This is a genomic window from Bradyrhizobium sp. SZCCHNR1053, assembly GCF_032381235.1.
GTDB lineage: Bacteria > Pseudomonadota > Alphaproteobacteria > Rhizobiales > Xanthobacteraceae > Bradyrhizobium.
This window is the reverse complement of sequence record NZ_JAUHJM010000012.1, coordinates 13,483-36,598: the sequence shown is the minus strand read 5'-3', so window position 1 is coordinate 36,598 and position 23,116 is coordinate 13,483. Positions and strand designations below refer to the sequence as shown.

General features: G+C 67.6%; 18 protein-coding genes. 5 read left to right on the top strand and 13 right to left on the bottom strand.

The window, feature by feature from the left end:
* Positions 1–46: 46 nt before the first annotated feature.
* The 3 genes from QX051_RS23860 to QX051_RS23850 form a co-directional block, all read right to left on the bottom strand.
* Positions 47–1,564 carry an AMP-binding protein gene (locus QX051_RS23860; RefSeq protein WP_315777808.1) on the bottom strand — a complete coding sequence of 506 codons (1,518 nt, stop codon included), beginning with the start codon at positions 1,562–1,564 and terminating at the stop codon, positions 47–49.
* 586 nt (positions 1,565–2,150) lie between these two features.
* Entirely contained in the window at positions 2,151–2,321 is a 171-nt protein-coding gene (locus tag QX051_RS23855) for a Flp family type IVb pilin (RefSeq protein WP_315736183.1), read from the bottom strand.
* 161 nt (positions 2,322–2,482) lie between these two features.
* Positions 2,483–4,033, bottom strand: a complete 1,551-nt coding sequence (locus QX051_RS23850) for a winged helix-turn-helix domain-containing protein (protein ID WP_315777880.1) — start codon at positions 4,031–4,033, stop codon at positions 2,483–2,485.
* 155 nt (positions 4,034–4,188) lie between these two features.
* Here QX051_RS23850 and QX051_RS23845 point away from each other — a divergent pair, with 155 nt between their 5' ends.
* Entirely contained in the window at positions 4,189–5,238 is a 1,050-nt protein-coding gene (locus QX051_RS23845; protein WP_315777807.1) for an alpha/beta hydrolase, read from the top strand.
* An 11-nt stretch (positions 5,239–5,249) separates the two neighbouring features.
* Here the strand turns inward: QX051_RS23845 and QX051_RS23840 are convergent, their stop codons facing one another.
* Positions 5,250–5,822 (bottom strand): GNAT family N-acetyltransferase, encoded by a 573-nt coding sequence (locus tag QX051_RS23840; RefSeq protein ID WP_315777806.1) that lies wholly within the window; start codon positions 5,820–5,822, stop codon positions 5,250–5,252.
* Between the two features lie 324 nt (positions 5,823–6,146).
* On the opposite strand from QX051_RS23840, the gene QX051_RS23835 reads away from it, so the two are divergent.
* Both QX051_RS23835 and QX051_RS23830 read left to right on the top strand, forming a co-directional pair.
* Entirely contained in the window at positions 6,147–7,658 is a 1,512-nt protein-coding gene (locus tag QX051_RS23835; protein WP_315777805.1) for a hypothetical protein, read from the top strand.
* A complete protein-coding gene (locus QX051_RS23830) occupies positions 7,655–9,151 on the top strand; it encodes a hypothetical protein (RefSeq protein WP_315777804.1) in 1,497 nt (498 codons plus the stop codon). Before QX051_RS23835 ends, QX051_RS23830 begins: the two co-directional genes overlap by 4 nt.
* A gap of 6 nt (positions 9,152–9,157) precedes the next feature.
* Here the strand turns inward: QX051_RS23830 and QX051_RS23825 are convergent, their stop codons facing one another.
* The 5 genes from QX051_RS23825 to QX051_RS23805 form a co-directional block, all read right to left on the bottom strand.
* Positions 9,158–10,417, bottom strand: coding sequence for an Hsp70 family protein (locus QX051_RS23825; protein ID WP_315777803.1), 1,260 nt, complete (start codon positions 10,415–10,417; stop codon positions 9,158–9,160).
* 169 nt (positions 10,418–10,586) lie between these two features.
* Positions 10,587–11,210: a peptide chain release factor H gene (prfH, locus tag QX051_RS23820; RefSeq protein WP_315777802.1), complete on the bottom strand. Its 624-nt coding sequence runs from the start codon at positions 11,208–11,210 to the stop codon at positions 10,587–10,589.
* Complete coding sequence (locus QX051_RS23815) at positions 11,207–12,346, bottom strand: RNA ligase RtcB family protein (protein WP_315777801.1); 1,140 nt, start codon at positions 12,344–12,346, stop codon at positions 11,207–11,209. Before QX051_RS23815 ends, prfH begins: the two co-directional genes overlap by 4 nt.
* 448 nt (positions 12,347–12,794) lie before the next feature.
* On the bottom strand, positions 12,795–13,247 hold the full coding sequence (locus tag QX051_RS23810; RefSeq protein WP_315777800.1) for a hypothetical protein: 453 nt from the start codon (positions 13,245–13,247) through the stop codon (positions 12,795–12,797).
* Between the two features lie 175 nt (positions 13,248–13,422).
* Complete coding sequence (locus QX051_RS23805) at positions 13,423–14,406, bottom strand: phosphotransferase enzyme family protein (protein ID WP_315777799.1); 984 nt, start codon at positions 14,404–14,406, stop codon at positions 13,423–13,425.
* Positions 14,407–15,272: 866 nt separating this feature from the next.
* Between QX051_RS23805 and QX051_RS23800 the strand changes: the two genes are divergently transcribed.
* Together QX051_RS23800 and QX051_RS23795 are read left to right on the top strand one after the other, a co-directional pair.
* Positions 15,273–16,484 carry an APC family permease gene (locus QX051_RS23800; RefSeq protein WP_315777798.1) on the top strand — a complete coding sequence of 404 codons (1,212 nt, stop codon included), beginning with the start codon at positions 15,273–15,275 and terminating at the stop codon, positions 16,482–16,484.
* A gap of 83 nt (positions 16,485–16,567) precedes the next feature.
* A complete protein-coding gene (locus QX051_RS23795; RefSeq protein WP_315777797.1) occupies positions 16,568–17,863 on the top strand; it encodes an MgtC/SapB family protein in 1,296 nt (431 codons plus the stop codon).
* A gap of 20 nt (positions 17,864–17,883) precedes the next feature.
* On the opposite strand, the gene QX051_RS23790 is transcribed toward QX051_RS23795, so the two are convergent.
* From QX051_RS23790 to QX051_RS23775, 4 genes are all read right to left on the bottom strand, one after another.
* Positions 17,884–19,845 carry a putative bifunctional diguanylate cyclase/phosphodiesterase gene (locus QX051_RS23790; RefSeq protein ID WP_315777796.1) on the bottom strand — a complete coding sequence of 654 codons (1,962 nt, stop codon included), beginning with the start codon at positions 19,843–19,845 and terminating at the stop codon, positions 17,884–17,886.
* Between the two features lie 275 nt (positions 19,846–20,120).
* Complete coding sequence (locus QX051_RS23785) at positions 20,121–20,678, bottom strand: HNH endonuclease (protein ID WP_009025578.1); 558 nt, start codon at positions 20,676–20,678, stop codon at positions 20,121–20,123.
* Positions 20,679–20,900: 222 nt separating this feature from the next.
* Positions 20,901–21,872: a peptidyl-alpha-hydroxyglycine alpha-amidating lyase family protein gene (locus QX051_RS23780; RefSeq protein ID WP_315777795.1), complete on the bottom strand. Its 972-nt coding sequence runs from the start codon at positions 21,870–21,872 to the stop codon at positions 20,901–20,903.
* Positions 21,873–21,947: 75 nt separating this feature from the next.
* Positions 21,948–23,039, bottom strand: a complete 1,092-nt coding sequence (locus tag QX051_RS23775) for a DUF2855 family protein (RefSeq protein ID WP_315777794.1) — start codon at positions 23,037–23,039, stop codon at positions 21,948–21,950.
* Between the last annotated feature and the right edge of the window lie 77 nt (positions 23,040–23,116).

Here is a 23,116-nt window from a genome sequence, read left to right as displayed (position 1 = left end):
CGGAGTCTACGCCAGCATCGTAAACGTTCGAAAAATTTCCGGGCCGTCAGTCTGCTGCCGGTCGCGCCCGCGCGGGCACGAGACGGAAGTGGCGGCCATCCTTCATCCACGCTGCGCGCTCGTCGCGCAGCAGGGTGCGCCGGACCTTGCCGGAATCGTCGCGCAGCATCACGTCGACCAGCTCGTAGCTTTCCGGGTGCTTGTAGCGGCTGAGCCGGTCGGCGAGGAATGCCCCCATGCCGTCGACGATGGCTTGCGCGTCCTTGGCACGGTCGATCTCCACGATCGCATGCACGCGCTGGCCGAGCTCCGGATCAGGCAGGCCGACGACGACGCAGGAGCGGATGTCGGGATGCGCCATCAGCGCCGCCTCGACCTCGGCCGGATAGATGTTGGCGCCGCCGCGCAGGATCATGTCGGCGAGGCGGTCGCCGAGATAGAGGTAGCCGTCGGCATCGAGCCGGCCGATGTCGCCGAGCGACTCCCAGCCGTCGGCGCGCCGTTTCGGCTCGGCGCCGAGATAGTGATAGGTGCTGCCGGCGCCATCAGCGGGAAGAAAGTAGATCTCGCCGCTCTCGCCGGGCGCGACATCGTTGCCGTCGGGACCAAGGATGCGCAGTTTGCAGGACTCGTCGATCCTGCCGACCGAGCCCTTGTGCTGCAGCCATTCGGTGCCGGAGATGATGGTGCGGCCCTGGCGCTCGGTGCCTCCATAGAGCTCATGGACGCGCTCGGGCCCGAGCCACTCGATCCATCTTTCCTTGAGCCATGGCGGCATCGGCGCAGCCATGTGGAACACCATCTTCAGGCTCGACACGTCGTAGCTGTTGCGGACCGCCTCCGGCAGCGCCCAGATCCGGTGCATCATCGTCGGTACGAAGTTGACCCACTGGATGCGGTGCGCCTGGATCAGCCGCAGCGTCTCCTCGGCGTCGAACTTCACCATCCCGGTCAAGCTGCCGCCGGCGAACAGCGCGTAGTGCGACACGATGAAGGGCGCGTTGTGATAGAGCGGGCCGGGATTGAGCAGCGCTGCGCCCTTCGGAATGCCGAGCGGCGGCTCGGCGGCGGTGTCGGTCACCGCAGGCTGGTGATCGAGGATCACCTTTGGCCGTCCGGTCGAGCCGCCCGAGGTCATCGCCTTCCAATAGCGTGACACCGGCGCGGTGAGCGGCTCGTCCGAAAATCCTTCGGGCGTGAAATCGGCCGGCAGCGCGTTCGGCGCGTTCCAGTCGGCCTCACCACCGACCACCAGCGACGGCTTGAGGATCTCGAGCACCGCGGCGGCCTCGCCGCGCGGCAGCCGCCACGACAGCGACGTCGGCGTCGCGCCGCACTTCCACACCGCGAAGCTGGTCTCGAACAGCGCATTGCCGTTGGGCAGGCCGATCGCGACGAAGTCGCCTGGCTTGACGCCCTTGGCTGCGAAGGCGCGCGCACGCGCATTGGCGCGGCGCTCGAGCTGCTCCCAGGTCAGCGTATCGGTCCCGTGCCGGAGCGCGACGCTGTCCCTGGGTTTGCGCTCCGCATACCAGCGCGGTACGTCGGCCATCGGAATCAGCATCCATTCCTCCACATCGTCGGCGCTTTGCTTGCGCGCGTCGTTCTTGGTCCGCGGCTCGGGCCGCCGACGTCAGTGACGAGAGCTGTTGTGCCTCAACCGAACGGGTGCGTCCATACGCGCACGCCGCAAGGTTTCGGATGGCAGTTCTGCGAAATGGCGCTCGTAGGCGCGGGCGAATGAAATGCCGGAAGCCGTGACGCACGGTGAGGTGATAATTCCGTCACGCGGACCGTGAGATGATTGAGGTCGCGCCGCGCGATCGAACTTGATCGCCCAATCGATGATGGATGCAGGCGGGAACAGAGTTAGGCGTCAGCGCGTCCGGATACGTTGTGCCGGCTCTGTGCCGAGGAATGCGAGCATCACGCCGGGATGCATGCCCATTGCCGGATCGGCGCCGAGTCCTGCCGGCGCTGCACGAATGCCTGCGAGCAGGCTGGACGCAGCACGACGCGCTTATGCTGCGCGCTCCATCGAAGAATGGAACTATATCAAAAGACAAAGGCCGGGCGCGAGGCCCGGCCAGTCCGACCATGGCGACCGGATTGCTCCGATCCTGAGAACGCCATTGCAGACAATCGATCGATCAGCCGCCGTTCAGCTTCGTGGTCAGGGTCGTGAAGATGCCTTCCAGGGTCAGTCCGAGCTTATTGAGTATGGTGATGATCGCGAGCGCGATGCCGGCCGCAATCAGGCCGTACTCGATCGCGGTTGCGCCCGATTCATCCTCGTAAAATTTGAGAAGCAATTTCCTCATCAATTCCCCTCCGCCGTCCGGCAAATGGCCGCCGGGACGATCTCCGCAAAACTACGGAATGGAACCTAAGGTAGTGTGAACGAGGTCCAGCCAAGTTTCGCAACTTTGCCGTTCATGTCGAAAATTTTAGTTGCAGCAGGGTCCGCTGCACGCGAACGGGATCACGGCGGCACCCCGGCTGCGCGCAGCGCCTCCGCATAGGTTGTGGCGAGCATTCCGGCCGGAAACGGGATCCGTTCGAGGAACCCGGACACGGTGAGATCCGGTTCGAGGCTCAGAAGCTGACGCGCGACCTCGCCGGCGCGCGACATCTCACCGGTCCCGACCAGGGCCACGATCAGGACGCGGAGCGCCACGGCGAAACGGCGGTTCTGCGCCAGCGCGATCTCGGCCCATCGAATGGCGCCTGCGAGATCGTCCTCCGCCACCGCGCAGATCGCCAGCGCTCCGGCTGCGAACCAGCCCCGTGGATCGCGCGGGTTCAGCCGCCGAGCCCGTTCGATCATCGCGCGGCCCGCAGCCGGCTGTCCGGCCATGATCTCGATCCAGCCGCTCAAGGTCAGCGCCATCGCCGAGTTGGGGTTGATGGCAAGCGAGCGCCTGAACAGCTCCCGTGCCGGGGCGATGTCCTCGGCCATGTTCCAGATCGCGAAGGCCGCCATCCACAGCACCTGCGCGTCGCTGGGCGCACGCTCGCACGCCTGCCACGCCCGCGCGACGGCGGCCGTGCGATAGGTCTCGTCCGGCGCGCTCCAGCCCTGGAAATGGCGCAGCGCCTGACAATGGGCCCAAGCCGCCATCGCGGGCGCGCAGGCGGGATCGATCGCCAGCGCCTGGTCGAGACAGGCGATCGCCGCCGCGAGGCTGTCGGGCGTGAAGGCGTCACGCAGGCTGGCGGCGCGCAGCAGCAGATCGTAGGCGTCCGGATGCAGCGGCGGCGTGGCGCGCTGCCGCTCGCCTTCCGCCAGTTCGAGCGTCGGCTCGATCGCCGCCACGATGCTTTCGGTGATGCGGTCCTGCAGCGCGAACACATCGTCCAGCTGGCCGTCGAAGCGCTCCGCCCACAGATGTGCGCCGGACGCCGCATCGATCAGCTGTCCGTTGATGCGCAGGCGGGACCCTGCGCGGCGCACGCTGCCTTCGAGAACGTAGCCGACGCCGAGCTCGCGTCCGACCGCACGGATATCGACGGCCTTGCCCTTGTAGATGAAGGAGGAGTTGCGGGCGATCACGGCGAGGCCGCTGCAGCGGGACAGCGCGGTGATGATGTCCTCGGCCATCCCGTCGGCGAAATAGTCCTGCTCCGGATCGCCGCTCATGTTGGTGAACGGCAGCACCGCGATGGCGGGGCCGTCGAAGGCTTGCGCGCCCGAAACCGCCGCCAGCGTCTGCACTGCGTCCGCCTGCTCATGGACTTCCCCGACGAAGCGGACGCCCTTGCGCGGAATGGTGCGGATCAGGCGCTGCGCCTCGCCGCTGTCGCCGATCGCGCTCCGCGCGGCGCTGATGCGGCTCGCCAGCGTCGCCTCGGAGACGATGCGGCCGCCCCACACCTCGGCGAGGATGTCGTCGCGGCTGACGACGCGGTCGCGCGTCCTGATCAGGAACGCGAGCAGGTCGAACACCTGCGGTTCCATCGCAACCAGGTCGTCGCCGCGGCGCAGCTCGCGGCGGCCGGGATCGAGCACAAAATCGTCGAAGCAATACACCACATGCACCGCCCTGGCCGCCGCGGCAGCCGGCTTCACCCTCGCGTCACGCGATCAGCAAAATCAAGCCGGCCTCAAGGAAAAATCAATGCCTCCTCCAAGCGCCGCGCGGATGCATGGCGCACAAGGACCGCACATCGGAACCAGGAGCCTCCGCCATGCCGACCGTTCTTTACCCCGACCGCCGCCGTTTCCTCACCCTTGCCGGAACCGCCGTTGCGGCCTTTCAACTCGGCTCCAGCGCTGGGCAGGCGCAGAGCTTCAAGTCGGCGTCGAAGTTGCCGGCGATCCGGCCGGGGGCGGGGACGTCGCTCGGACCGATCAAGCAGGTCACGGTCGGCGAGATCAGCATCGGCTATGCCGAGACAGGTCCGGCCGACGGTCCCGTCGTCATCCTGCTGCACGGCTGGCCGTACGACATCCACAGCTTCGCCGACGTCGCGCCGGCACTGGCCGCGTCCGGCCATCGCGTCATCATTCCGCATCTGCGCGGCTACGGCACGACGCGGCTGCTGTCGCCGACCGCGTTGCGCAGCGGCCAGCCGGTCGCCGTCGCCGCCGACATCGTCGCGCTGATGGACGCGCTCGCGATCAGGACCGCGACCCTCGCCGGCTATGACTGGGGCGCGCGCACCGCCAACATCATCGCGGCGCTGTGGCCGGAGCGGTGCAGGGCGATGGTCTCGGTCAGCGGCTATCTGATCGGCAGCCAGCAGGCCGGCCGCATGCCGTTGCCGCCGGCCGCCGAGCTGCAATGGTGGTACCAGTTCTACTTCGCGACCGAGCGCGGCCGCGAGGGCTACGACAAGAACCGGCGCGACTTCGCCAGGCTGATCTGGCAGACGGCCTCGCCGAAATGGGCGTTCGACGACGCCACATTCGCGCGCAGCGCCGCCGCCTTCGACAATCCCGATCACGTCGACATCGTCGTGCACAACTATCGCTGGCGGCTCGGCCTCGCGCAGGGCGAGGCGAAATATGATGCGCTGGAGGCGAAGCTCGCGACCTTTCCTGACATCACCGTGCCCACCATCACGATGGAGGGCGATGCCAACGGCGCGCCTCATCCAGCGCCCGAAGCCTATGCCAGGAAGTTCACCGGCCGCTACGAGCACCGGCTGATCACCGGCGGCATCGGCCACAACTTGCCGCAGGAGGCGCCGCAAGCGTTTGCGCAGGCGGTGCTCGACGTGACCGCGAGCGCGTAGCGCCGACGATCTCAGGCGGGAGCGCGTTGCTTCCCTTGACGTTGCAGCCACGTCTCCCGCCGCACGATCCATTGCTCGGAGCAGGTCTCGCCATTGTGGTGCGCGACCTCGATGAAGCCGACGAACTCGGCGCCGGTCTTCTGCTTGACTCGCCGTGACGCGACATTGGTTGCGACGTTGCAGACGGTGAACTGATCGAGGCCGAGCAGACCGAAGGCGAAGTCGTTCACGGCGGCGATCGCCTCGCTCATCAGTCCCCGATTCCAATAGGGCTCGGCGAGCCAGAAGCCGCGATGGCCCTTCACCGACTTCATGCGCGGCCGGAAGTGAATGTTGCCGATGGCCTCGCCGTCACTGTCGCGCAGCACCAGCACCCATTGATAGAGCTCCTCGCCGGCTGCGATCCTGTCGAGCTGCAGCCTGACGAAGGTCTCGGCGCCGTCGGGAGGATAGGGCCACGGCACGACGGCCGCGAGGTTGCGGATCACGTTCCAGTTGTCGAACTGACGCTGGATCGCCGGCGCATCGGCGAGGGCCAGCGGCCGCAGGATCAGACGGGCGGTATGCAACGTGGGCGTGAGCATGACGCCATGCTGTCGTTTACCAAGCTCGTTTGCAAGCCGGGGTTGCTACGCCGTCTAACTCGCATGTCATTGATAATTCGCATCGCGCTCCGCCATTAAGGTTGCCAGGAACTTTCACGCCCGGACTGGAGCCCGATACTTCCACAACGTTGCATTGCAGTGCATGAATCGAGCACACGCAACCTGCGCGAATGCAGCGCGCGTACAACCGTCGCAGGAAACTGCGCCGGCTCGGGCTCAGGGTTGCGCCCGAACGTCAACCATTCGCTTGCCGCGAGATCATCACGCAGATCTTGGGCTGGCGCGATTCGGGGTGTCGTGGACATGAAGCGCAAAGCGGCGGATCGTCAGTTACGTCGTCTGCGGGCGGAGCAGAGCTTCGATCCGCGCACATGGCGCGATCGGCAGCTCGGCCGGGCCGTGCCGTTCTACGGCTCGCAGCTGTTCCAGCTCGGCTGCCCGCCGCTGGCGTCGTTCATCGCCGCGTTCCTCGGCTGCCTGATGACCCTGCATCTGAGTGCAGCCGGGCTGTCGCCGCTGATTGCCTCGGCGGCGGCGGCTTTGCTGCTGTGCGCCTCGCTGATCCTGACACGGACCGCGGATCTGGTGCCGAGCACGTTCTTCTCGTCGGCCTATGGCGGCAGCTTCGTCGGCATGACTCCCGTGGCGCTGTTGAACGCCAGCGTCATCCGCGCCGGCCTGCCGCTCGACGCCGCCTTCGTTCTGCTCTCGCTGTTCTGTGGACTGATGTTCTGTCTGGGCTGCGCGCTCGACATGTGGCTGCGCGGCGGGCTCGCGCGCGGTTATGGCGGACGACTGGGCGCGCTGGCGGCGGTCGCTTCGTTCCTGTTCGTCGGTCTGGCGCCGCTGCTCGGCGCCGAGGGCGAGCTGTTTCCGATCGCGCGTCGCGGCGCCCTGGAGCAGGGGCTCGGCGGCATCGCGCTCACCTTCGCGTTGTGCTCGGTCGGCATGCTGGCGACGATGGCCGCCTTGCGCTGGGCGCCCGTGGCAGGGTCGCGCCGCGCGGTGCGCATCTTCGTTGCGGCGACCGTGGCCTTTGCCGGCCTCGTGGTGCTGCAGCTCCTGCCCAGCGACGCCCCCGATCTCGACGCCTATTCTGCCGGTTGCTTCGTCGGCATGTCGTCGTCGCGGCGGCTGCGCAGCCTGCTGCAGGCGATGGCCGCGGCGGTGCTGCTGACGGCTCTGCTGATCCTCACCGGTCCCATCCTGCCGAGCGTCGGCGGCAGCCTCGGATACATCGCCTTCGTCTCGGTCATCTTCGTGGATGCTGCGGTCCGGCTGTTCGTCGAGGCAGGGGAATCGCCGTGGCAGACCGCCCTCGCCTGGACGCGGGGGCTCGTCGCCACACTCGCTATCTTCGCGGTGCTGCTCTCCAGCGAGCTGATGTTTCAGCGGCCGGTGGCGGAGCCCAACGGTCCGTTCGTGAACGCGGACGGGGCCGCTGCGCCGGCGCGGACCACGATGCCCTCACGTGACGAGGATCGGCGCGACGGCATGGTGCCCGGCGAGCCGGCCTCGGCCGCTGCCACAGCGCCGGATCTGCCGCTTCAGATCCTGGATCCGCAGAGCGCCAATCCGCTCGCCGCGCGGCCCCCGAGTGAGCCGGCCCAGCAGTCCGCGTCGCCGGCCTCCGCAGGCCCGTCCCGGCGGATCGCTCGCGACGGTCAGGCCGTGGGCGTCCTAGCTGCGCCGCCGAAGCGCCACCAGACGCGGGTGGTGCCGCACGCGACGGCGCGACCGCGCATCGTGGCCCGCCATGAGGTGCAGCCCGCGCCGGAGTGGCGGCCGGACCCGTCGACGTTGGCGGGGCCGTGACAGCGGACCGCGATGGCGCGCTCGACCAGTCGTCCGAGCCCGGCTCTCGCCGCTGGCCGCGCCGGTTGCTGAATGTCGTGCCGCTGGCCTCGTTCGCCGGTGCCTTTCTCGGCTGTCTGGCGACGCTGCACCTGAGCACGTCGGGTCTACCCCCGGCGCTCGCGTCGGTCACCGCCACCCTGCTGCTCTGCGCCGGCCTGATCACGGCAAGAACCAGAGATCTGCTGCCGACGACCTTCTCCTCCTCGGTCTATGGCGGCAGCTTCAGCGGGATGACGCCGATCGTTGCGTTGAGCGAGAGCGTGGCGCGGTCGGGGCTTCCGGTCGACAGGTCCTTCCTGCTGCTGTCGCTGTTCTGCGGCCTCGTGTTCTGCAGTGTCTGCGCGCTCGAAATGCGGCTGCGCGTCGTGCTGTTGCGCGGCTATGGCGGGCGCTTCGGCGCGCTCGCGGCGATCGGCTCGTTTCTGTTCCTCAGTCTCGCGCCGCTGCTCGGCGCCGATGGCGTGCCGTTGCGCGTCGCCAGCCTTCAGGGCTTCGATAAGGGTCTCAATCATTCGGTGCTCATGCTGGCGCTGTGCGGCGTCGGAATGGTCGCAACGATGTTCGCGCTGAGGCTGCCGCAGGTCGCGGCCGCAGGGCGGCCGGCGCGCATCTTCGTCTCGGCAGCACTGGCCTGTGCCGGTCTCGTCATCCTGCAGCAGCTCGTGCCGGACGATGCCCGCCTGTCCGACGCGTATTTTGCCGGTTGTTTCGTCGGCATGTCGTCGCCGCAGCGTTTGCACGGCATGGTCCAGCCGCTGGTCGCCGCGGTGGCGCTGACCGCGTTGCTGGTCCAGGCGGCGGCGATCCTGCCCAGCGTCGGCGGCAGCCTCGGCTTCGCGGCCTTTGTCGCGGTGGTCGGCGTCGATGCCGGGCGCCGGATGATCAGCAGCGCCGCGCTGCCGCGCGAGCGTCCTGCGCCGATCTCGCTCGGCAGAAGCCTCGCCGCCGCACTCGCGATTGCGGGCGTGCTGCTGCCGAATGACATGTTCCAGTCGGGGCCGGTCGAGGAGACCACGGGATCGATCGTGCGAGCGGAGACGCCGTCTCAAGCTGCGCCCGCCGTTCAGGCCGAGCCTGTTGCGGCCGAGCCGGCCGCGGCGGCAGTCCCAATCGAAATGCCCGCCGATGCGCCGCCGGCCGCCGAGACGACATCCGACGTGGTCCGTCCGGTCGCTCCGCCGGTGCCGAGCGAGCCGCCGCGGCGGCGCCGCGCCAGCCGGCCCGCGGTCGTTGTTCCGCAATCGCGTCCGATCGATCCCGAACCTTGGCGCATCATTCGTGACGGAGAATGGGCGGGTGCGGTGACAACGACGACCAGCCTTCCGCCGGCTCGCGCCAAGCGCAGCCAGGCTCGCGCTCCCGGATCGGCGCCGGCTCCGCCGCGCGCCGCGCCACGGCCGCGGACACTCCGGGTGCAGGACCCGCAGCCCTCGGCGTCGGAACCGCGCTGAGCGGGCTCAGCCGAACTTGCGCCGCGCGTCGAGCGCGAGCCCGATGCCGACGCTGCCGAGCAGGTCGGTCTCCGCGATGCGCGCCGCCGGAAACAGCGCCAGGATCGCCTGACGCAGCGCCGGCACCATGCTCGAGCCGCCGGTGAGGAAGATGGTGTTGATGGAAGCGGCCCCGACGCCGGCATCGTCGAGCAGCTTCGTCACGGTGCCGACGACGCGCTCGACGGAATCGGCGATGGCGCGGTCGAAATCCTTGCGCGTGAAGCGGATGCGGGCCCAGTCGTCCTTCTCCGACAGCACCGAGGTCAGCGACTTCGCCGCGGTCAGCGCGATCTTGGCCTGCTCGACGCCGATGGCGAGCGTATGGCCGCGATGCTCCTCCACCACCTTGATGAAGCGGTCGACCAGATCGCGCCGCTCGGCCTCGTAGCGGATCTGCCGCAGCTCGCCGATGACGCCCCTCTTGTAGAGCTGGTTGATGCGGTGCCAGGTGGCGAGCTCGTGATAGTACAGCGTCGGCAGGTTGCGCTTGCCGTCGGCGGTCAGGCTGCCATAGCCGAGATGCGGCATCACGCTCTTCAGGCTGAGCAGCCGGTCGAAATCGGTGCCGCCGATATGGATGCCGCCATTGGCGAGGATGTCGTCCTCGCGCTGCGCCTTGCTGCGCCGCTCGGGCGAGACGCGCACGATCGAGAAGTCCGAGGTGCCGCCGCCGATGTCGACGATCAGCACCAGCTCCTCGCGGGCGACCTGCTGCTCGTAGTCGAGCGCGGCGGCGATCGGCTCGTATTGGAACGCGATGTGCCTGAAACCCTGGTCGCGCGCGATTCCCTCCAGCGCGCTCTGCGCCTCCGCGTCGGCCGCGTCGTCCTTGTCGACGAAGCGGACGGGACGGCCGAGCACGACCTGATTAATCTCCCTGCCGAGCCGCGTCTCGATCTGCGTCTTCAGATGCGCGAAGAAGAAGCCGAGGATGCCGGCAAACGGCACCGCCTTCTGCCGGATATAGGTCTTCTCGTGAATCAGCGCGGTGCCGAGGATGCTCTTCAGCGCGCGCATGAAGCGGCCGTCGTGGCCGGTCAGATAGCGCTCGATCGCGCTGCGCCCGAACTGGGTGCCGTGATCCTCGAAATCGAAGAACATCGCACTCGGCAAGGTCCGCTGCTCGCCCTCCAGGGGGATGAGCTCTGCGGAGGCGGAATTGCTGAGGCCGACCGTGGTGTTCGAAGTGCCGAAGTCGATGCCACAATGGGCCGCTGCCGCCATGCTCGTCTCGTTTCCGTCCGGGGGGCGGACCGCTTAGCCGTTCGGCGGCGCGATGTCATCCGCCAATGTGCGGAGCGGTGCGCATGGCAGTCGTCTGGCGGAGAGATGACTGGGCGTCCTGCCTGTCGAAGGTGCAGCCGGGGGCGCTGACGCCCCCGCTGTCCGGTGATCATCCCGCCGGCCTGAACGCCGGTCCCTCGAACCGCAGCCCGGCTGCGCCGCGTTCAACGCGGTCATGCGCCGCGTGGATGAGGCGCGCCTCGCCGGCGTCGGCCAGGCGGGCGCGGCCGTCCAGCAATGCGGCGAGACGCGCGAGCGCCAGCGCCTTGTTGCGATGCTGGGAGCGGCCGTCGCGCGCGATCGCGACCAGCCCCGTCGGCACGTGAACTGCGCGCACCGCGCTCTCGGTCTTGTTCTGGTGCTGACCGCCGGGCCCGCCGGCGCGAAAGCTCTCGAACCGGACGTCGGTGGCCGCCAACGCCGCCACCTGCTCCGACAGGGGCAGATCGACGATGCCGACGAACCAGTTCTTGCGGCCGTGATGCGGCCGCAGCGGACTGCGGCACACCCAGAGCAGCGAGCCCTGCGTCCAGCGCCGCGCGAGGTCGGCCGCCGTCGGCCCGTCCAGCACGACGATCGCGCTGGCCGGCCCATGCCGGTCGGTCTGCTCTCGCGCGATCGCGCATTCGCAGTCCGCCGCCTCGGCCTCGTCGGCGAGCCGCCGCAGCGCATGCGCGACCGCGAACCGGCATTCGGCCGGACCGCGTCCCGCCGTGAGGAGCAGCCGTCTCATCGGCGGTCCTCCTTCTGCCGCCGCTCGGTGGCGATCTTCTTCACCGTCACCAGCGGGCGGAAGCTGGCGACGACGCGCGCCAGCCCGAATGCTTCGAGATCGGCGATCACGCCGGCGATCGGCTTGTAGGCCTCCGGCGCCTCCTCGGCGAGCAGCGCGCGGTCCTCGCAGATCACGCGGCCGCCGAACGGATTGCGCGCGAGACGCTCGCGATCCGATCGCGTGGCGCCGACACGGCCGATCATCGAGCTCCGGTCGAACTTGCGACCGGCGCCATGCGCGATCGACCACAACGCCTCCTTTGGCGCTGACGCGAGCGGCGCGACCAGATAGGACAGCGCGCCGCGCGAGCCCGGCACGACGACGAGCCCCTGGTCGGACGGCGCCGCCCCCTTTCGGTGCAACACGCCGTCTGCACGATGCTCGATGCAATTGTGCGAGCACGCGCAGACCGGATCGGCCTCGCAGCGCAGGGCCGTCGCGGCCCGCTGCGCAATCACCTGCCGGTTCAGCGACGCCCAGCGCAGCGCGTGGTCATGCGCTGCCAGATAGGCGTGGCCAGCCTCACTGTCCGGCGCGAGCGGCTTGAGACCCTCCGCAACGTGCCGTTCGAGCAGCGCGTGGCCAAGGCCGCGCGAGCCCGAATGCACCAGCAGATGAGCGCGGTCGCGATCGATACCGCAGGACGGATCGAACACCTCCTCGACCGCCTGCAGCTCACAGAAGTGATTGCCGCCACCGATCGTGCCGAGCGACGCATCGAAGTCGGACGGCGCAAGCTGATGAGCTGCGAGCTCGCTCACGATGTCGCCGTCATAGGGTGTGGCGACGTCGCGCAGCCGGTCGGCCGCCTTGTCGACGCGAATCCGGCGCGAAGCGAGGTCGAGCTGATACAGCGCCATGCCGCAGCCCGCATCGGAGCCGACGAAGGCCGGGTGGATATGGTCGGCGAGGATGGCGCAGCCGACGGGACCGAACTTGCCGGGATGCAGATCCGGCATGCCGGCGACAGCACGCACGCCACAGATGTCGGCCACCGTTTCGAGCTGGCGCGCAGCGGCGCCCTCGATCCAGGAGCTGGACGAGTAGAAGCCGTGGACCGGCGCACGGCCGTCCACGCGATGGGAATTGCCCATGTAAATACCTTGGAGAAAGATAGGGAGAACTGGTCAGGGACGATCAGCGCGCGCGGACGCACGCATGCCAGACCAAGCCTCGCCTCACGCGAGGATCAGTCCTGGCGGCTCCTGGCGGAGCAACGGATGATCGCAGTCATCGTCTCTCTCCTGTGCGGCGGAGCCGAATGCTCGACGCCGGAGCGCGTAGTAATCACATCCCGATCATATTGGCAATGTGCATCATTCAACCGATGTCCCGCTGTGACCTACAGGACACGGATGCCCCGTCGTTTTCGAGCAGCTCGCTTTCTCTGCGTCATTGCGAGGAGCGCAGCGACGAAGCAATCCAGGGCCCCGCGCACCACACTGGATTCTTCGCTGCGCTCGCACAGAATGGGTGACATCGAAGATGGACAACGGCGCATCTGCCCGCAGCCGGCAGATCCAGGCACGTGCATCCTCGCGATCAGAACAGCGCGAGGAAATCGCCGAGGAAATAGATGATGGCCACCACGATCAGCGCGCCCATCAGCAAGAAGGAAAGCTGCACGGCGATCGCGCAGCCGCCCAGGGTCGTCGCCATCGCCGCGACGTGCCGCTCCTCGCGACGCAACTGACCCACGACGCCGAGAATGATCGCAAGCAACCCGAGCGAGACCGCGGCCACCGGCAATTGCTGGTGCAGGCGGTCGGTCCAGGACGTCTCGCGCACCGGCGCCTGGTAGTCGGCGCCCTTGATGCGCGCCATCAGGCGCTCCTTCACGCGCTGTCCGACATCGACGATGACCTTGTCGATCGGCGGCGGCGGATCGATCACCGGCAGCACCCAATGCGGCAGAACCGCCGCGACCAGAGCAACAAGCCCGATCACGCAACCGATGATGCCCAGCCGGCGTGACTGAACGATCGTGTCTGTCATGGCTCAAAATCTCCGGTGCGGGCGTGCTGCGTCTGCTTCGGTGGCGGCGGAAGGATTGCGAAACGTTAATCTCGTCATCGTCACCGCGGAAAGGACCGAACCCTGCAAGCCTGAACGCCGGATCATGCGTCGGCCGCCGGAGCTCTCCGGTTCAATCCCTCCGATCCGCCCAAGCTCATAGCAAGCGCGTCCCAAGCTGCTGCGCCTCCCAGCCTTCGAGAAATTCCCGCTGCTGCGTGACCCAGCGGACATTCTCGCTACCCCATTCGCGCGAACGGCTGGCCTGCTCGCCCATCAGCCAGAAGTGCCTGACGATCACGAAGGCATGCGCGGCCTCGAAATCAGCGGCCGAGATCGGGCGGACCGAGCGGTAGCCGTCGACGAAGGCGTGCCACGCCGCATGAAAGCGCCGGCCGAACGACAGCTTGGCCCACAGGAACACGGCCATGTCATAGGCCAGATAACCGGGACCGCCGTCGTCGAAGTCGAAGAACACGGCCTCGCCGCCGGCGCCGATGCGCGCATTGAGGCCGTGGCAGTCGCCGTGACAATGCGTCCATGTCAGGCCCTCCATCGCCTCGATCCGTGCGGCGGTTCGCTCCGCGATGTCCTGGAGAAAGCCGCCATCATCGGCATCGATCAGACTGCAGAGCTGTTGAACGCGCGCGAGCGGCCGGTGCAGCAGATGGTCGAGGTCCAGAAGATAGAGCGGCGCTTCGGGCCGATAGGACATCGCCGCCGCGTGCACTCGGGCAAGCGTCACGCCGTTGGCGCGCGCGTCGCTCTGCGATGCGACCTCCGGGGTCCGTCCCTCGATGGCGTGAAACAGCACGCCTTCGCGGCGGCCTTCCGCCGCCTCGCCGCGTACGAACAGCGCGCCGTCGCGCGCCGGAACCGCCGCGGCCACCGGCACGCCGCAGCGCGCGAGATGTGCGAGGAAGTCGGTCTCGGTGCGGACATCGGCCGGGCCGCGGGCGCGGTGATGCGACAGACGGAAGACGTAGCGTGCGCCCGTTGCGGATGTAATCAGATAGACGTCGTTGAAGCCGCGGTTCATCAGGCGGCACGCGAGCGGCTCTGATAGCGCGTAGTGTGTTGCCACGAAGCGGCTCACGCTCTCGGCGCCGGTCGTGGTGTAGATCGGCTCGAAGTCGGGCACGTCGCGTGTTCCGGATTGTGGAGACGATGGCATCCTAGGCTGCTGCCGTCCGCGGTGAAAGGCGGGACGGGCACGAGCAATCCATCGCATTGGCGTAGGCAGGTTGTACCGGGCTGGCCGTCGGGCAAATCGATCGAGGTGGCGAGCGCAATCTGCCGCTGATGTCCAGCCCGCCTGCGAAAAATATTCTTGTTTCGTTTTTCCGGAAATAATGCTTATCTCCCGCGCATCCCGCCTCATGCAGAGAGGGGCGTACGCGTCGTCACGATACGCGGGGGCGGGGAGTGGTGGCCGTCGCGAGGTCGGGCGCGTTCGCGCGCAAAGACGACTGATGTCGTGGCGGACGGTCAAGCCGTGTGGTCCTGGCGCCCCGAAGCTGGCGCCAAGCTTGCGATCACGTTCGTGCGTGGTTGCGAGCGACGGGGGCAAACAAGCCGGTCCCCGGGGAGAGCGCGGAGCAGCCGTGAAAACCATCGCGCAGGGAAGGCCGGGTCGATCCGGCTGATCCTGTGGTTCCTGCCCCGTGCATTCTTGTCGCACGGGGGCCACGGGCCTCAGCCGAGGCTCGGTCTTCCCTGCCCCCTCTCGCTTGCGGAGGGGAGTTCGATCAGCACGGCTCGGGCGGATTGCGCCGCGGGAGCGCGGACGCGTGTCTTGGCAGACGCATGTGCACGAACGCTATTTGGCGCCGGTGCGTCAGCGACGCGCCTTGTCCTGACGGGCGGCCGAATGCCGCAGCCCAGAGAGTCTCGCGCGTGTCCCGGTTGACCGAGATCAAGAGCGCTCGCGCTTGCTCCCTTAAGCCCCTACAACTCTGTTGTTCGTTGGGATCAAGAATGGACGTCGTGGTGCCGCAAGATCCAATCGTGCCTCCATCTGGCTTGCGGCGGCGGCTCGGACTGCCGCTGCTGGTCCTCTATGGCACGGGCGTAACCGTCGGAGCCGGCATCTACGTCCTGATCGGCGCGGTCGCCGGTCATGCGGGAGTCCATTCCTCCTGGGCCTTTGCGCTGGCGGCGTTCGTGATGGCGTTCACCGCCGCCTCCTATGCCGAGCTTGCGACCCGCTATCCCGTGAGCGCCGGCGAAGCCGCCTATGCCCGCGCGGCATTCAAGTCGCGGCTGTTGTCGACGGCGGTCGGCTCGCTGCGGCTCGCCACCGGCATCATTGCGGCGGCCGCGGTGACGCTCGGCGGCGCCGGCTACATCCGGCAACTGATCGATCTGCCGACGCCGCTGATCGCGATGGCCATCGTGGTCGCGCTCGGCATGGTCGCGTCCTGGGGCATTCTCGAATCGGTGATGCTCGCCGGACTGCTGACCTTGATCGAGACCGGCGGACTGGTGTGGATCGTCGTTTCGGCCGTTCACTCCGGCGTCGCGTTCGGCCCTGCCTTGCTGACGCCGCCGCCGCTCGATCTCGGCGTTCTCTCAGGCATCACGTTCGCCGGCCTGCTCGCGTTCTTCGCCTTCGTCGGCTTCGAGGACCTCGCCAACGTCGTGGAAGAGGCCAAGAGCCCGCAGCGAAGCATTCCGTGGGCGATGGCGCTCACGCTGCTGATCACCACGGTGCTTTATGTGCTGATTGCAGCGATTGCGGTGACCGCCGTGCCGCCGGGCACGCTGTCGGCCTCTTCCGCGCCGCTCAGCGTGGTGTTCAATGCCGTAGCGGGCATCAGTCCAGCGACCTTCAATGCGATCGCGATCGTGTCCACGCTCAACACCATTCTCGCCCAGATGACGATGACGGCCCGCGTCGTCTATGGCATGGCGGGGCAGGGCGACCTGCCGCGCATCGCCGGCCGCGTCGATCCGCGCACCGGAACGCCGCTGATCGCAACCGGGCTCGTCATGCTGGCGGTCGCGGTTCTCGCGCTGGCCTTCCCGCTGGAGCGGCTGGCGGAAGGCACCTCGCTCGCGACGCTGACGATCTTTGCGATCGTTAACCTGTGCCTGCTGCGTATTCGCATCCGGTGCATCGGATCGGAGGCCGCCCATGTGCGGGTGCCGCTATGGGTCCCTGCGCTCGGTCTCATCACGTGTATGCTGATGATCGTCAGCGCGTTCGTCGCGCCTTGAGCCGGCCGGGAAGGAACTGTCAGCCCGATGTATCATGTTTCCCGATGGTCCCCGGCGTCGACCCGGCGATGTGATTCAGGACCATGTCGATGCCGGATGTCATGAGCCTCAATCCTGGGATCATCGCGATCGTCGTCGCGCTCGGCATCGGATTGCTGATCGGCTTGGAGCGCGAGCGTCGCAAGGGCGAAGGGCCCGGGCGCTCGCCCGCGGGCTTGCGGACCTTTGCCGTCGCCTCGCTGGCCGGCGCGGTGAGCATGCTGATCGGCGGCAAGGTGCTGCTGGCCATCGTCACCGCTGGAATCATGGTCCTCACGGCGATCGCCTATTGGCGTTCGCGCAGCGACGATCCGGGACTGACCTCGGAGGCGGCGCTGATCCTGACCGTCCTGCTCGGCGGCCTCGCCACCGAGCAACCTGCTCTGGCGGCGGGCGTCGCCGTCGTGCTGGCGGTGCTGCTGGCGGCCCGGCCGGTGCTGCACGACTTCGTCCGTTCGGTGCTCAGCGAGAGCGAGCTCAAGGACGGCCTGATCTTTGCCGCGGCCACGCTGGTCGTGCTGCCCCTGCTTCCCGATCAGCCGATCGGTCCGTACGGCGCGCTCAATCTGCGCGGCATCTGGACGCTCGTCGTCCTGATGATGGCGATCGGTGCCGCCGGACATGTCTCGATGCGTCTGCTCGGCGCACGCGGCGGGCTCGCCATATCCGGCTTCGCCTCGGGCTTCGTCTCCAGCACGGCGACGATCGGCGCGATGGGCGCGCGGGCGCGCAAGGCGCCGGAGCTTGGCGGTGCCGCGGCTGCGGGCGCGACATTGTCGACCGTCGCGACCATCGCCCAGCTCGCCGCGGTGCTGGCCGTCACCAGTCTGCCGGCGCTGCAGGCGCTGCTGGTTCCGCTGCTATGTGCCGGCGCGGCGGCGGCGATCTACGGTGCGATCTTCACGATCGTCGGCTTGCGGCAGAGTGGCGCCGCGGACCTGCCGCCCGGACACGCCTTCAGCCTGCCGGGCGCGCTGTTGCTGGCGCTGACGATCTCTGCGGTGCTGGTGCTGTCGGCCGCGTTGCGCGACGCGTTCGGCGAAGCCGGCCTGGTGGCGAGCGCCGCCGTCGCCGGTCTCGTCGATACCCATGCGCCGGCGGTGGCCGCGGCTGCGCTTACCGCATCGGGCAAGATCGGCGCGGCCGATGCCGTGGCTCCGGTGCTCGCGGCGCTGTCGACGAACACGATCAGCAAGATCGTGGTGGCGTGGACCAGCGGCGGGTCGTCCTTCGCCCTGCGTCTCGTCCCCGGACTCGTCCTCGTCATCGCCGCCGCGTGGGCCGGCGCCTTCGGACCGAGCCTTGCCCATGGTCTTGCCGATGTGCTGGTCCATCCGTGAGCGCGACGTCCGCGCCGCACCTACGCGCTGCGCGGCAAGCGCTCGACCGCGGCAGCAGCACCGCTGCGATGCTGGACGAGCCACGCGATGGCGTCGTCCTCCTTCATCGGCTTGCCATACAGCCAGCCCTGTCCATAGGAGCAGCCGAGCATGCGAAGGCACTCGGCATCCGCCTCGCTCTCGACGCCCTCGGCGATCATGCGGTGGCCGAGCGGCAGCGCCACCGCGGTGATGGCGGCGACGAGCTGCTGATCCCGTCGATTGCTGGCGATGCCGTGGATGAAGGAGCGGTCGACCTTGATGGTGTCGATCTCGACCGCCATCAGGTTGGCAATCGAGGAATGGCCGACGCCGAAATCGTCGATCGCAAGACCAAAGCCGTATTGGTCGATCAGCTTCAATTCGTCGGCGCAGCGCTTGGGGTCGAACATCGCCTCTTCGGTCACCTCGATCTCGATCCGGTGGGGATCGACGCCGTAGCGCTCGGAGACGGTCTTGAGGGTCTGCGCCGGCGAGTGAAGCGGGAATTCCCGCGGCGAGACGTTGATCGATACCCGGATGCCGTGCGCCTTCTTGCGGTCGAGCGCGCGCAGGAACGCGCAGACGCGCTCGCCCACGAACTCCGTGAGCTGGCTGGACAGGCGCAATCGGATCGCTGCGGACACGATGTCCGGCGGCGGGATCAGTCCGGCGCTCGGGTGCTTCCAGCGCAGCAGCGCCTCGAAGCCGATGACCTCCTGCGTGGCCATCGCGACCTGGGGCTGGAATTCGACGTGCAGCTCGCGGCGGGCCAGCGCGGCGGGGAGCTCCGCATCGAGCCGGCGCTGCAGCGTCAGCTCGGACTGCATCTTGGCGTCGAACACGCGCATGCAGCCGCGACCGTCGTCCTTGGCGCGATACAGCGCGACGTCGGCGCGGGCGGAGAGCTCTTCCAGATCGATCGAGCCTTCCGCATGCGCCGCGATGCCGATCGAGCAGCTGACGGGCAGCACCTGGCCCGCGATCGCGAGCGGCTGCGTGAGGGCGGCCATCAGCCATTCGGCGAGTGCGACGGATCGGCTCGCGACATCGTCACCCTGCATGACGACCACGAACTCGTCGCCGCCCAGGCGAACCGGCAGATCGTCGGCGTGGCAGGCGGACTGCAGCAGGGTGGCCACGGCCTGGATGACCCGGTCGCCGGCGTCGTGGCCGCGCGTATCGTTGATGGTCTTGAAGTTGTCGACGTCGATCAGGAGGAATGCGACCCCACGTCCGGAACGGCAGGCCGCGGCGGCCACGGTGCGGAAGTGACTGCGATTGGCGAGCCCGGTGAGCGAGTCCGTGCGAACCAGGCGCTCCAGGGCGTGGTTGGCCTCGGCGACGGATTCCGCCAGCACCGTCGCCTCGATGGCGGTATTCTGGCTCGCAATGAAGTTGCGCTCGCCGAGCCGCGATGCGCGGAACAGCATGAAGGTCAGGAATGCGACGTCGACCGCAACGATGTAGTCGACGTCGCTGCCCGAGATCAGCATCCGCAACACGGTCGAGCCCATCAGCGGCGCGCCGAAGGCGATCGCCATCGGCGAATAAGCAAGACTCTGGATGATGGCGCCGGTGGTGGTGCCGGCCATGATGAAGACGACGTCGTTGACGTTGTGCGCGCGGGAGAAGGCCGGCAGCGCGAGCGGGACGATCGCCCACAGCACTCCGCTGGCGAAAGCCATGATGGTGAGATTGCGCAGCACGCGCCGTGGATCGCGCTCGATCCGTCCGGAAGACTTCAGGTACGACACCCATCCAGCGCGGAGCGCCGCGAAGGTGATGGCGGCTGCCAGCCACCAGAAGATGAGCGTGCCTCCCTCTCTGAGATACAGCAACAGCGCCAGCGACGTTGCGATCGCCACATTGGCGAACAGCGTCAGGGAAATGTTCTGCAGCGAGCTCGCTGCCTGGGCTTTCGCGAGCGCCGCCGCTTTGCACTCGGTGATTGCGGTCTGCATGCGCGGAACGGACGGCCCTGCTGAATCGGTGACGGAAGCGGGCAGCCATGGCGGCGCCCAACGCGGCGACGTAGGAGCATGCTGAACAGGGGCCTAAGGTGGGGTTAATCCAGCCCATTATACCGCCGGACGGCCGAGCCATTCGGCGAGCCGTCTGGCCGATCGAGCCGGTGGTCGTCGACGTCGGACATCGATCACCCCCAGCCGGCACGGCCGTGCGAGCGCGCTTCCGCCATTTCACAGAGGTCCAACGACGACGACAAAGCGCCGATCCGCTACGGATCGAGCTCGGTGTCCCAATAGAGATAGTCGAGCCAGCTGTCGTGCAGGTAGTTCGGCGGAAACAGCCGGCCGTTGCGATGGAGCTGGTGGACGGTCGGCGCGTAGGGCGCCTGCTTGGGGAACATCTTGGCCTGCTGCGGGGTCAGATTGCCCTTCTTCAGATTGCAGGGCGAGCAGGCGGCGACGACGTTTTCCCAGGTGGTCTGGCCACCCTTGCTGCGGGGAATGACGTGGTCGAAGGTCAGGTCGTCGCCGGAGTGGCAGTACTGGCAGGCGAAGCGGTCGCGAAGGAAGACGTTGAAGCGGGTGAAGGCCGGATGCGTCGTCGGCTTCACGAAGGATTTCAGCGAAACCACGCTGGGCAGCTGGATCTCGAAGGAGGGACTTCGGATCGCTCTGTCGTAGTACTCGACAATATTGACGCGATCGAGGAACACCGCCTTGATCGCGTCTTGCCACGACCAGAGAGACAGTGGGTAATAACTCAGCGGCCGGAAGTCCGCGTTCAGCACCAACACCGGCCAACCGCCTTGCGAGACATGTGCGTTCAAGTAACGCTCCTGGCCTCCATAACGGCTGCGAAGCAGCATGCCCTCACATACTACATGCAGCGTGACGGGATTGTGAAGCCCCAAGAATGGCTTGACACGGCTTCTCCCGTCTTTCGAGGCGGCGCCCGAAAGGCGTCAAAACGGCGGCAGAGCGGTTTGCAGCTGCACTGCAAATCAGTCGCAGATCTGCGGTCGCCGCCCCAACTGGCTGGCGAGGCGTCGTCAGGCCTGGACACGCTCCAGCTTCTGCAGGCAGCGGTGGATGTTGACCTCGGCGGGCATCGGCCGGTCCGGGAAGCTTGTGCTCCAATTGGTGACGCCGACCTCGCCGACATAGATGTCGCCGCGGCTGTCGATCGCGAGGCCGTGCGGCGCCAGGAAACGGCCGGTTTCCAGGCCCGGGCCGTGCTCGCCGCCCAGCCGCGCCAGCCGCTGACCGCCAGCATCCGTGATGGTCAGGCGAGGGCCGAGATTGGGGACGTTGAGGTTGACCGGCATGCCCGGACCGAGCTCACCGATGATGAAGGTCCTGCGCCCGGCGCCGCAGGCACACAGCGCACAGGGCCGGTGCAGATTGTTCCACTGCATCTCGTAGCGGCCGTCGCCGTCGAAGATCTGGATGCGGTGGTTCTCGCGATCGGCGACGTAGACGAATCCATCGGCATCGGTCGCGATGTTGTGAACGATGTTGAACTGGCCGGGATCGGAGCCGGGCTCGCCCCAGCTGCGGATCAGCCGGCCGTCGGGCGTGTATTTGTGGACCCGCGCATTGCCATAGCCATCGGAGACGTAGATCTCGCCCGAGGGCGACAGCGCCGTGTGGGTGCAGCGGTTGAACGGCTCGCCGCTCATGAACGGGGTCGGGTGCTCCGGCAGGCCGATGGTCAGCAGCAACCTGCCGTCAGGGGTGCACTTGCGCACCGTGTGGTCGCCATCGTCGGTGCAGTACAGATTGTCGTCGCTGTCGATCGACAGGCCGTGGGCGCGGCTGAACAGGCCCTCGCCCCAGCTCTTGATGAAATTGCCGTCGCGGTCGAACACGATCATCGGATGGGTGCCGCGGTTGAAGGCGTAGACGCGGTCCTTGCTATCCACGGCAACCGAGGCGACGTCGGTCAGCGCCCAGCCCTCGGGCAGCCTGGCCCAGTCCTTGACGACGCGATAGGTGAAATTGCCCGTTCCGAGAATGGACATCGCCTCGCCTCCCTGCCTCCGTGCAACCTCAGTCCTGGCAACGCTACACGGCTTTGGTCGCGGGTGAAAACCTGGTTACGTCGCCATCGTCAGCATGTGGCCCTGATGCGGCGGAATATGACCTTGCAAGGTGTCGAGATAGACGCGCTGCACGGCCTCCGGTCCGCGTCCTTCCGTGATCGTGAGCCAGCCGTCGAGCCGCGGAGCGAAGTCCCGCCACGCCGCGCCGAGCCGCGCCTCGATGCCGCCCGGTCCCCATTCCTTGGCGCGCTTCCTGATCTGGTCAGGCGCGAAGAACCAGGTGGGCCGGGCGCCGGAAAGCGTCTCGACATCATCGCTGCCGTCCTGATGCGTCAGGCCGATGCGGCCGGAATAGACGAGGTTGTCGCCGTAGTGTCGATGCAGCGCGGCGCGCAGACTGGCATTGCCGGCCATGTCGACGAAGGCCGCGCGCGACGTCGCGTCGAGCATGTCGACCGCGTCGTAGGTCACGACCTCGTCGTAGCAGCCGAGCGAGCGGACGAAGGCGGCATTCGATGACGAGGTCAGCCCGATCACGCGGATGTCCTTGCGCCGCGTATGCAGGAGGTGGGCGAGTCCGAACGCGGTCTTGCTCGAGGCCGAGGACAGGATCACGGTCGTTGCGCCGAAATGAGCCTGTTCGGCGAGGAAGTCGTCGACCAGGAACGACAGCATGAACAGCGGGCGCAGCAGGGCCTGATGATCGCCGTGCCGTCCGGCAAAGGCGGGATCGTCGCCGACCCGCGCATAGGCGTTGTAGACCGGCGCGACGCCCTGCCGGTGTGCGGCCGCGTCGCGCAGGCCGCGCTTGCCGACATCGGCGGCCTCGATGACGAGATGCGTCGCCATCGGGAAGTAGCCGAACAGGCGCTCGCCTTCCGCGACGGCAGGATGGCGGGAGGCGATCACGTCGCCGAAGCCCCACACGGGAATGATGCCGAAGCCGTCGGGCGCAGGAAACAGTTGCCAATATTTCAACTGCTCGCCGAGCAGCGCGTAGGTGATGTTGTTGGCGGTGAAGGCGAAGCGGTCGACCTTCACCAGCAGCGCCTCGGCAGGAAGCGCGTCGCCATCGGGAATCTCGGTGACGATCGTCTTGCACTGCTGCAGATCGCTGCGTGTGACGATGAAGTCGGACGATTGCATGATGAAGACCTCGGCCGTTCGATGATGTGCGTCGTGGTGCGATCCTGGCCGACATCGATGACCGTTTTGCAATCCCA

Excerpts from the sequence above, each read along its gene's own strand:
- QX051_RS23810 (WP_315777800.1), bottom strand. The coding sequence starts at position 13,247 with ATGACAGACACGATCGTTCAGTCACGCCGGCTGGGCATCATCGGTTGC.
- QX051_RS23840 (WP_315777806.1), bottom strand. The coding sequence starts at position 5,822 with ATGCTCACGCCCACGTTGCATACCGCCCGTCTGATCCTGCGGCCGCTG.
- QX051_RS23775 (WP_315777794.1), bottom strand. The coding sequence starts at position 23,039 with ATGCAATCGTCCGACTTCATCGTCACACGCAGCGATCTGCAGCAGTGC.
- QX051_RS23795 (WP_315777797.1), top strand. The coding sequence starts at position 16,568 with ATGTCGATGCCGGATGTCATGAGCCTCAATCCTGGGATCATCGCGATC.
- QX051_RS23790 (WP_315777796.1), bottom strand. The coding sequence starts at position 19,845 with ATGCAGACCGCAATCACCGAGTGCAAAGCGGCGGCGCTCGCGAAAGCC.
- QX051_RS23825 (WP_315777803.1), bottom strand. The coding sequence starts at position 10,417 with ATGGCGGCAGCGGCCCATTGTGGCATCGACTTCGGCACTTCGAACACC.
- QX051_RS23780 (WP_315777795.1), bottom strand. The coding sequence starts at position 21,872 with ATGTCCATTCTCGGAACGGGCAATTTCACCTATCGCGTCGTCAAGGAC.
- QX051_RS23835 (WP_315777805.1), top strand. The coding sequence starts at position 6,147 with ATGAAGCGCAAAGCGGCGGATCGTCAGTTACGTCGTCTGCGGGCGGAG.
- QX051_RS23815 (WP_315777801.1), bottom strand. The coding sequence starts at position 12,346 with ATGGGCAATTCCCATCGCGTGGACGGCCGTGCGCCGGTCCACGGCTTC.
- QX051_RS23845 (WP_315777807.1), top strand. The coding sequence starts at position 4,189 with ATGCCGACCGTTCTTTACCCCGACCGCCGCCGTTTCCTCACCCTTGCC.
- QX051_RS23855 (WP_315736183.1), bottom strand. The coding sequence starts at position 2,321 with ATGAGGAAATTGCTTCTCAAATTTTACGAGGATGAATCGGGCGCAACC.
- prfH (WP_315777802.1), bottom strand. The coding sequence starts at position 11,210 with ATGAGACGGCTGCTCCTCACGGCGGGACGCGGTCCGGCCGAATGCCGG.
- QX051_RS23860 (WP_315777808.1), bottom strand. The coding sequence starts at position 1,564 with ATGCTGATTCCGATGGCCGACGTACCGCGCTGGTATGCGGAGCGCAAA.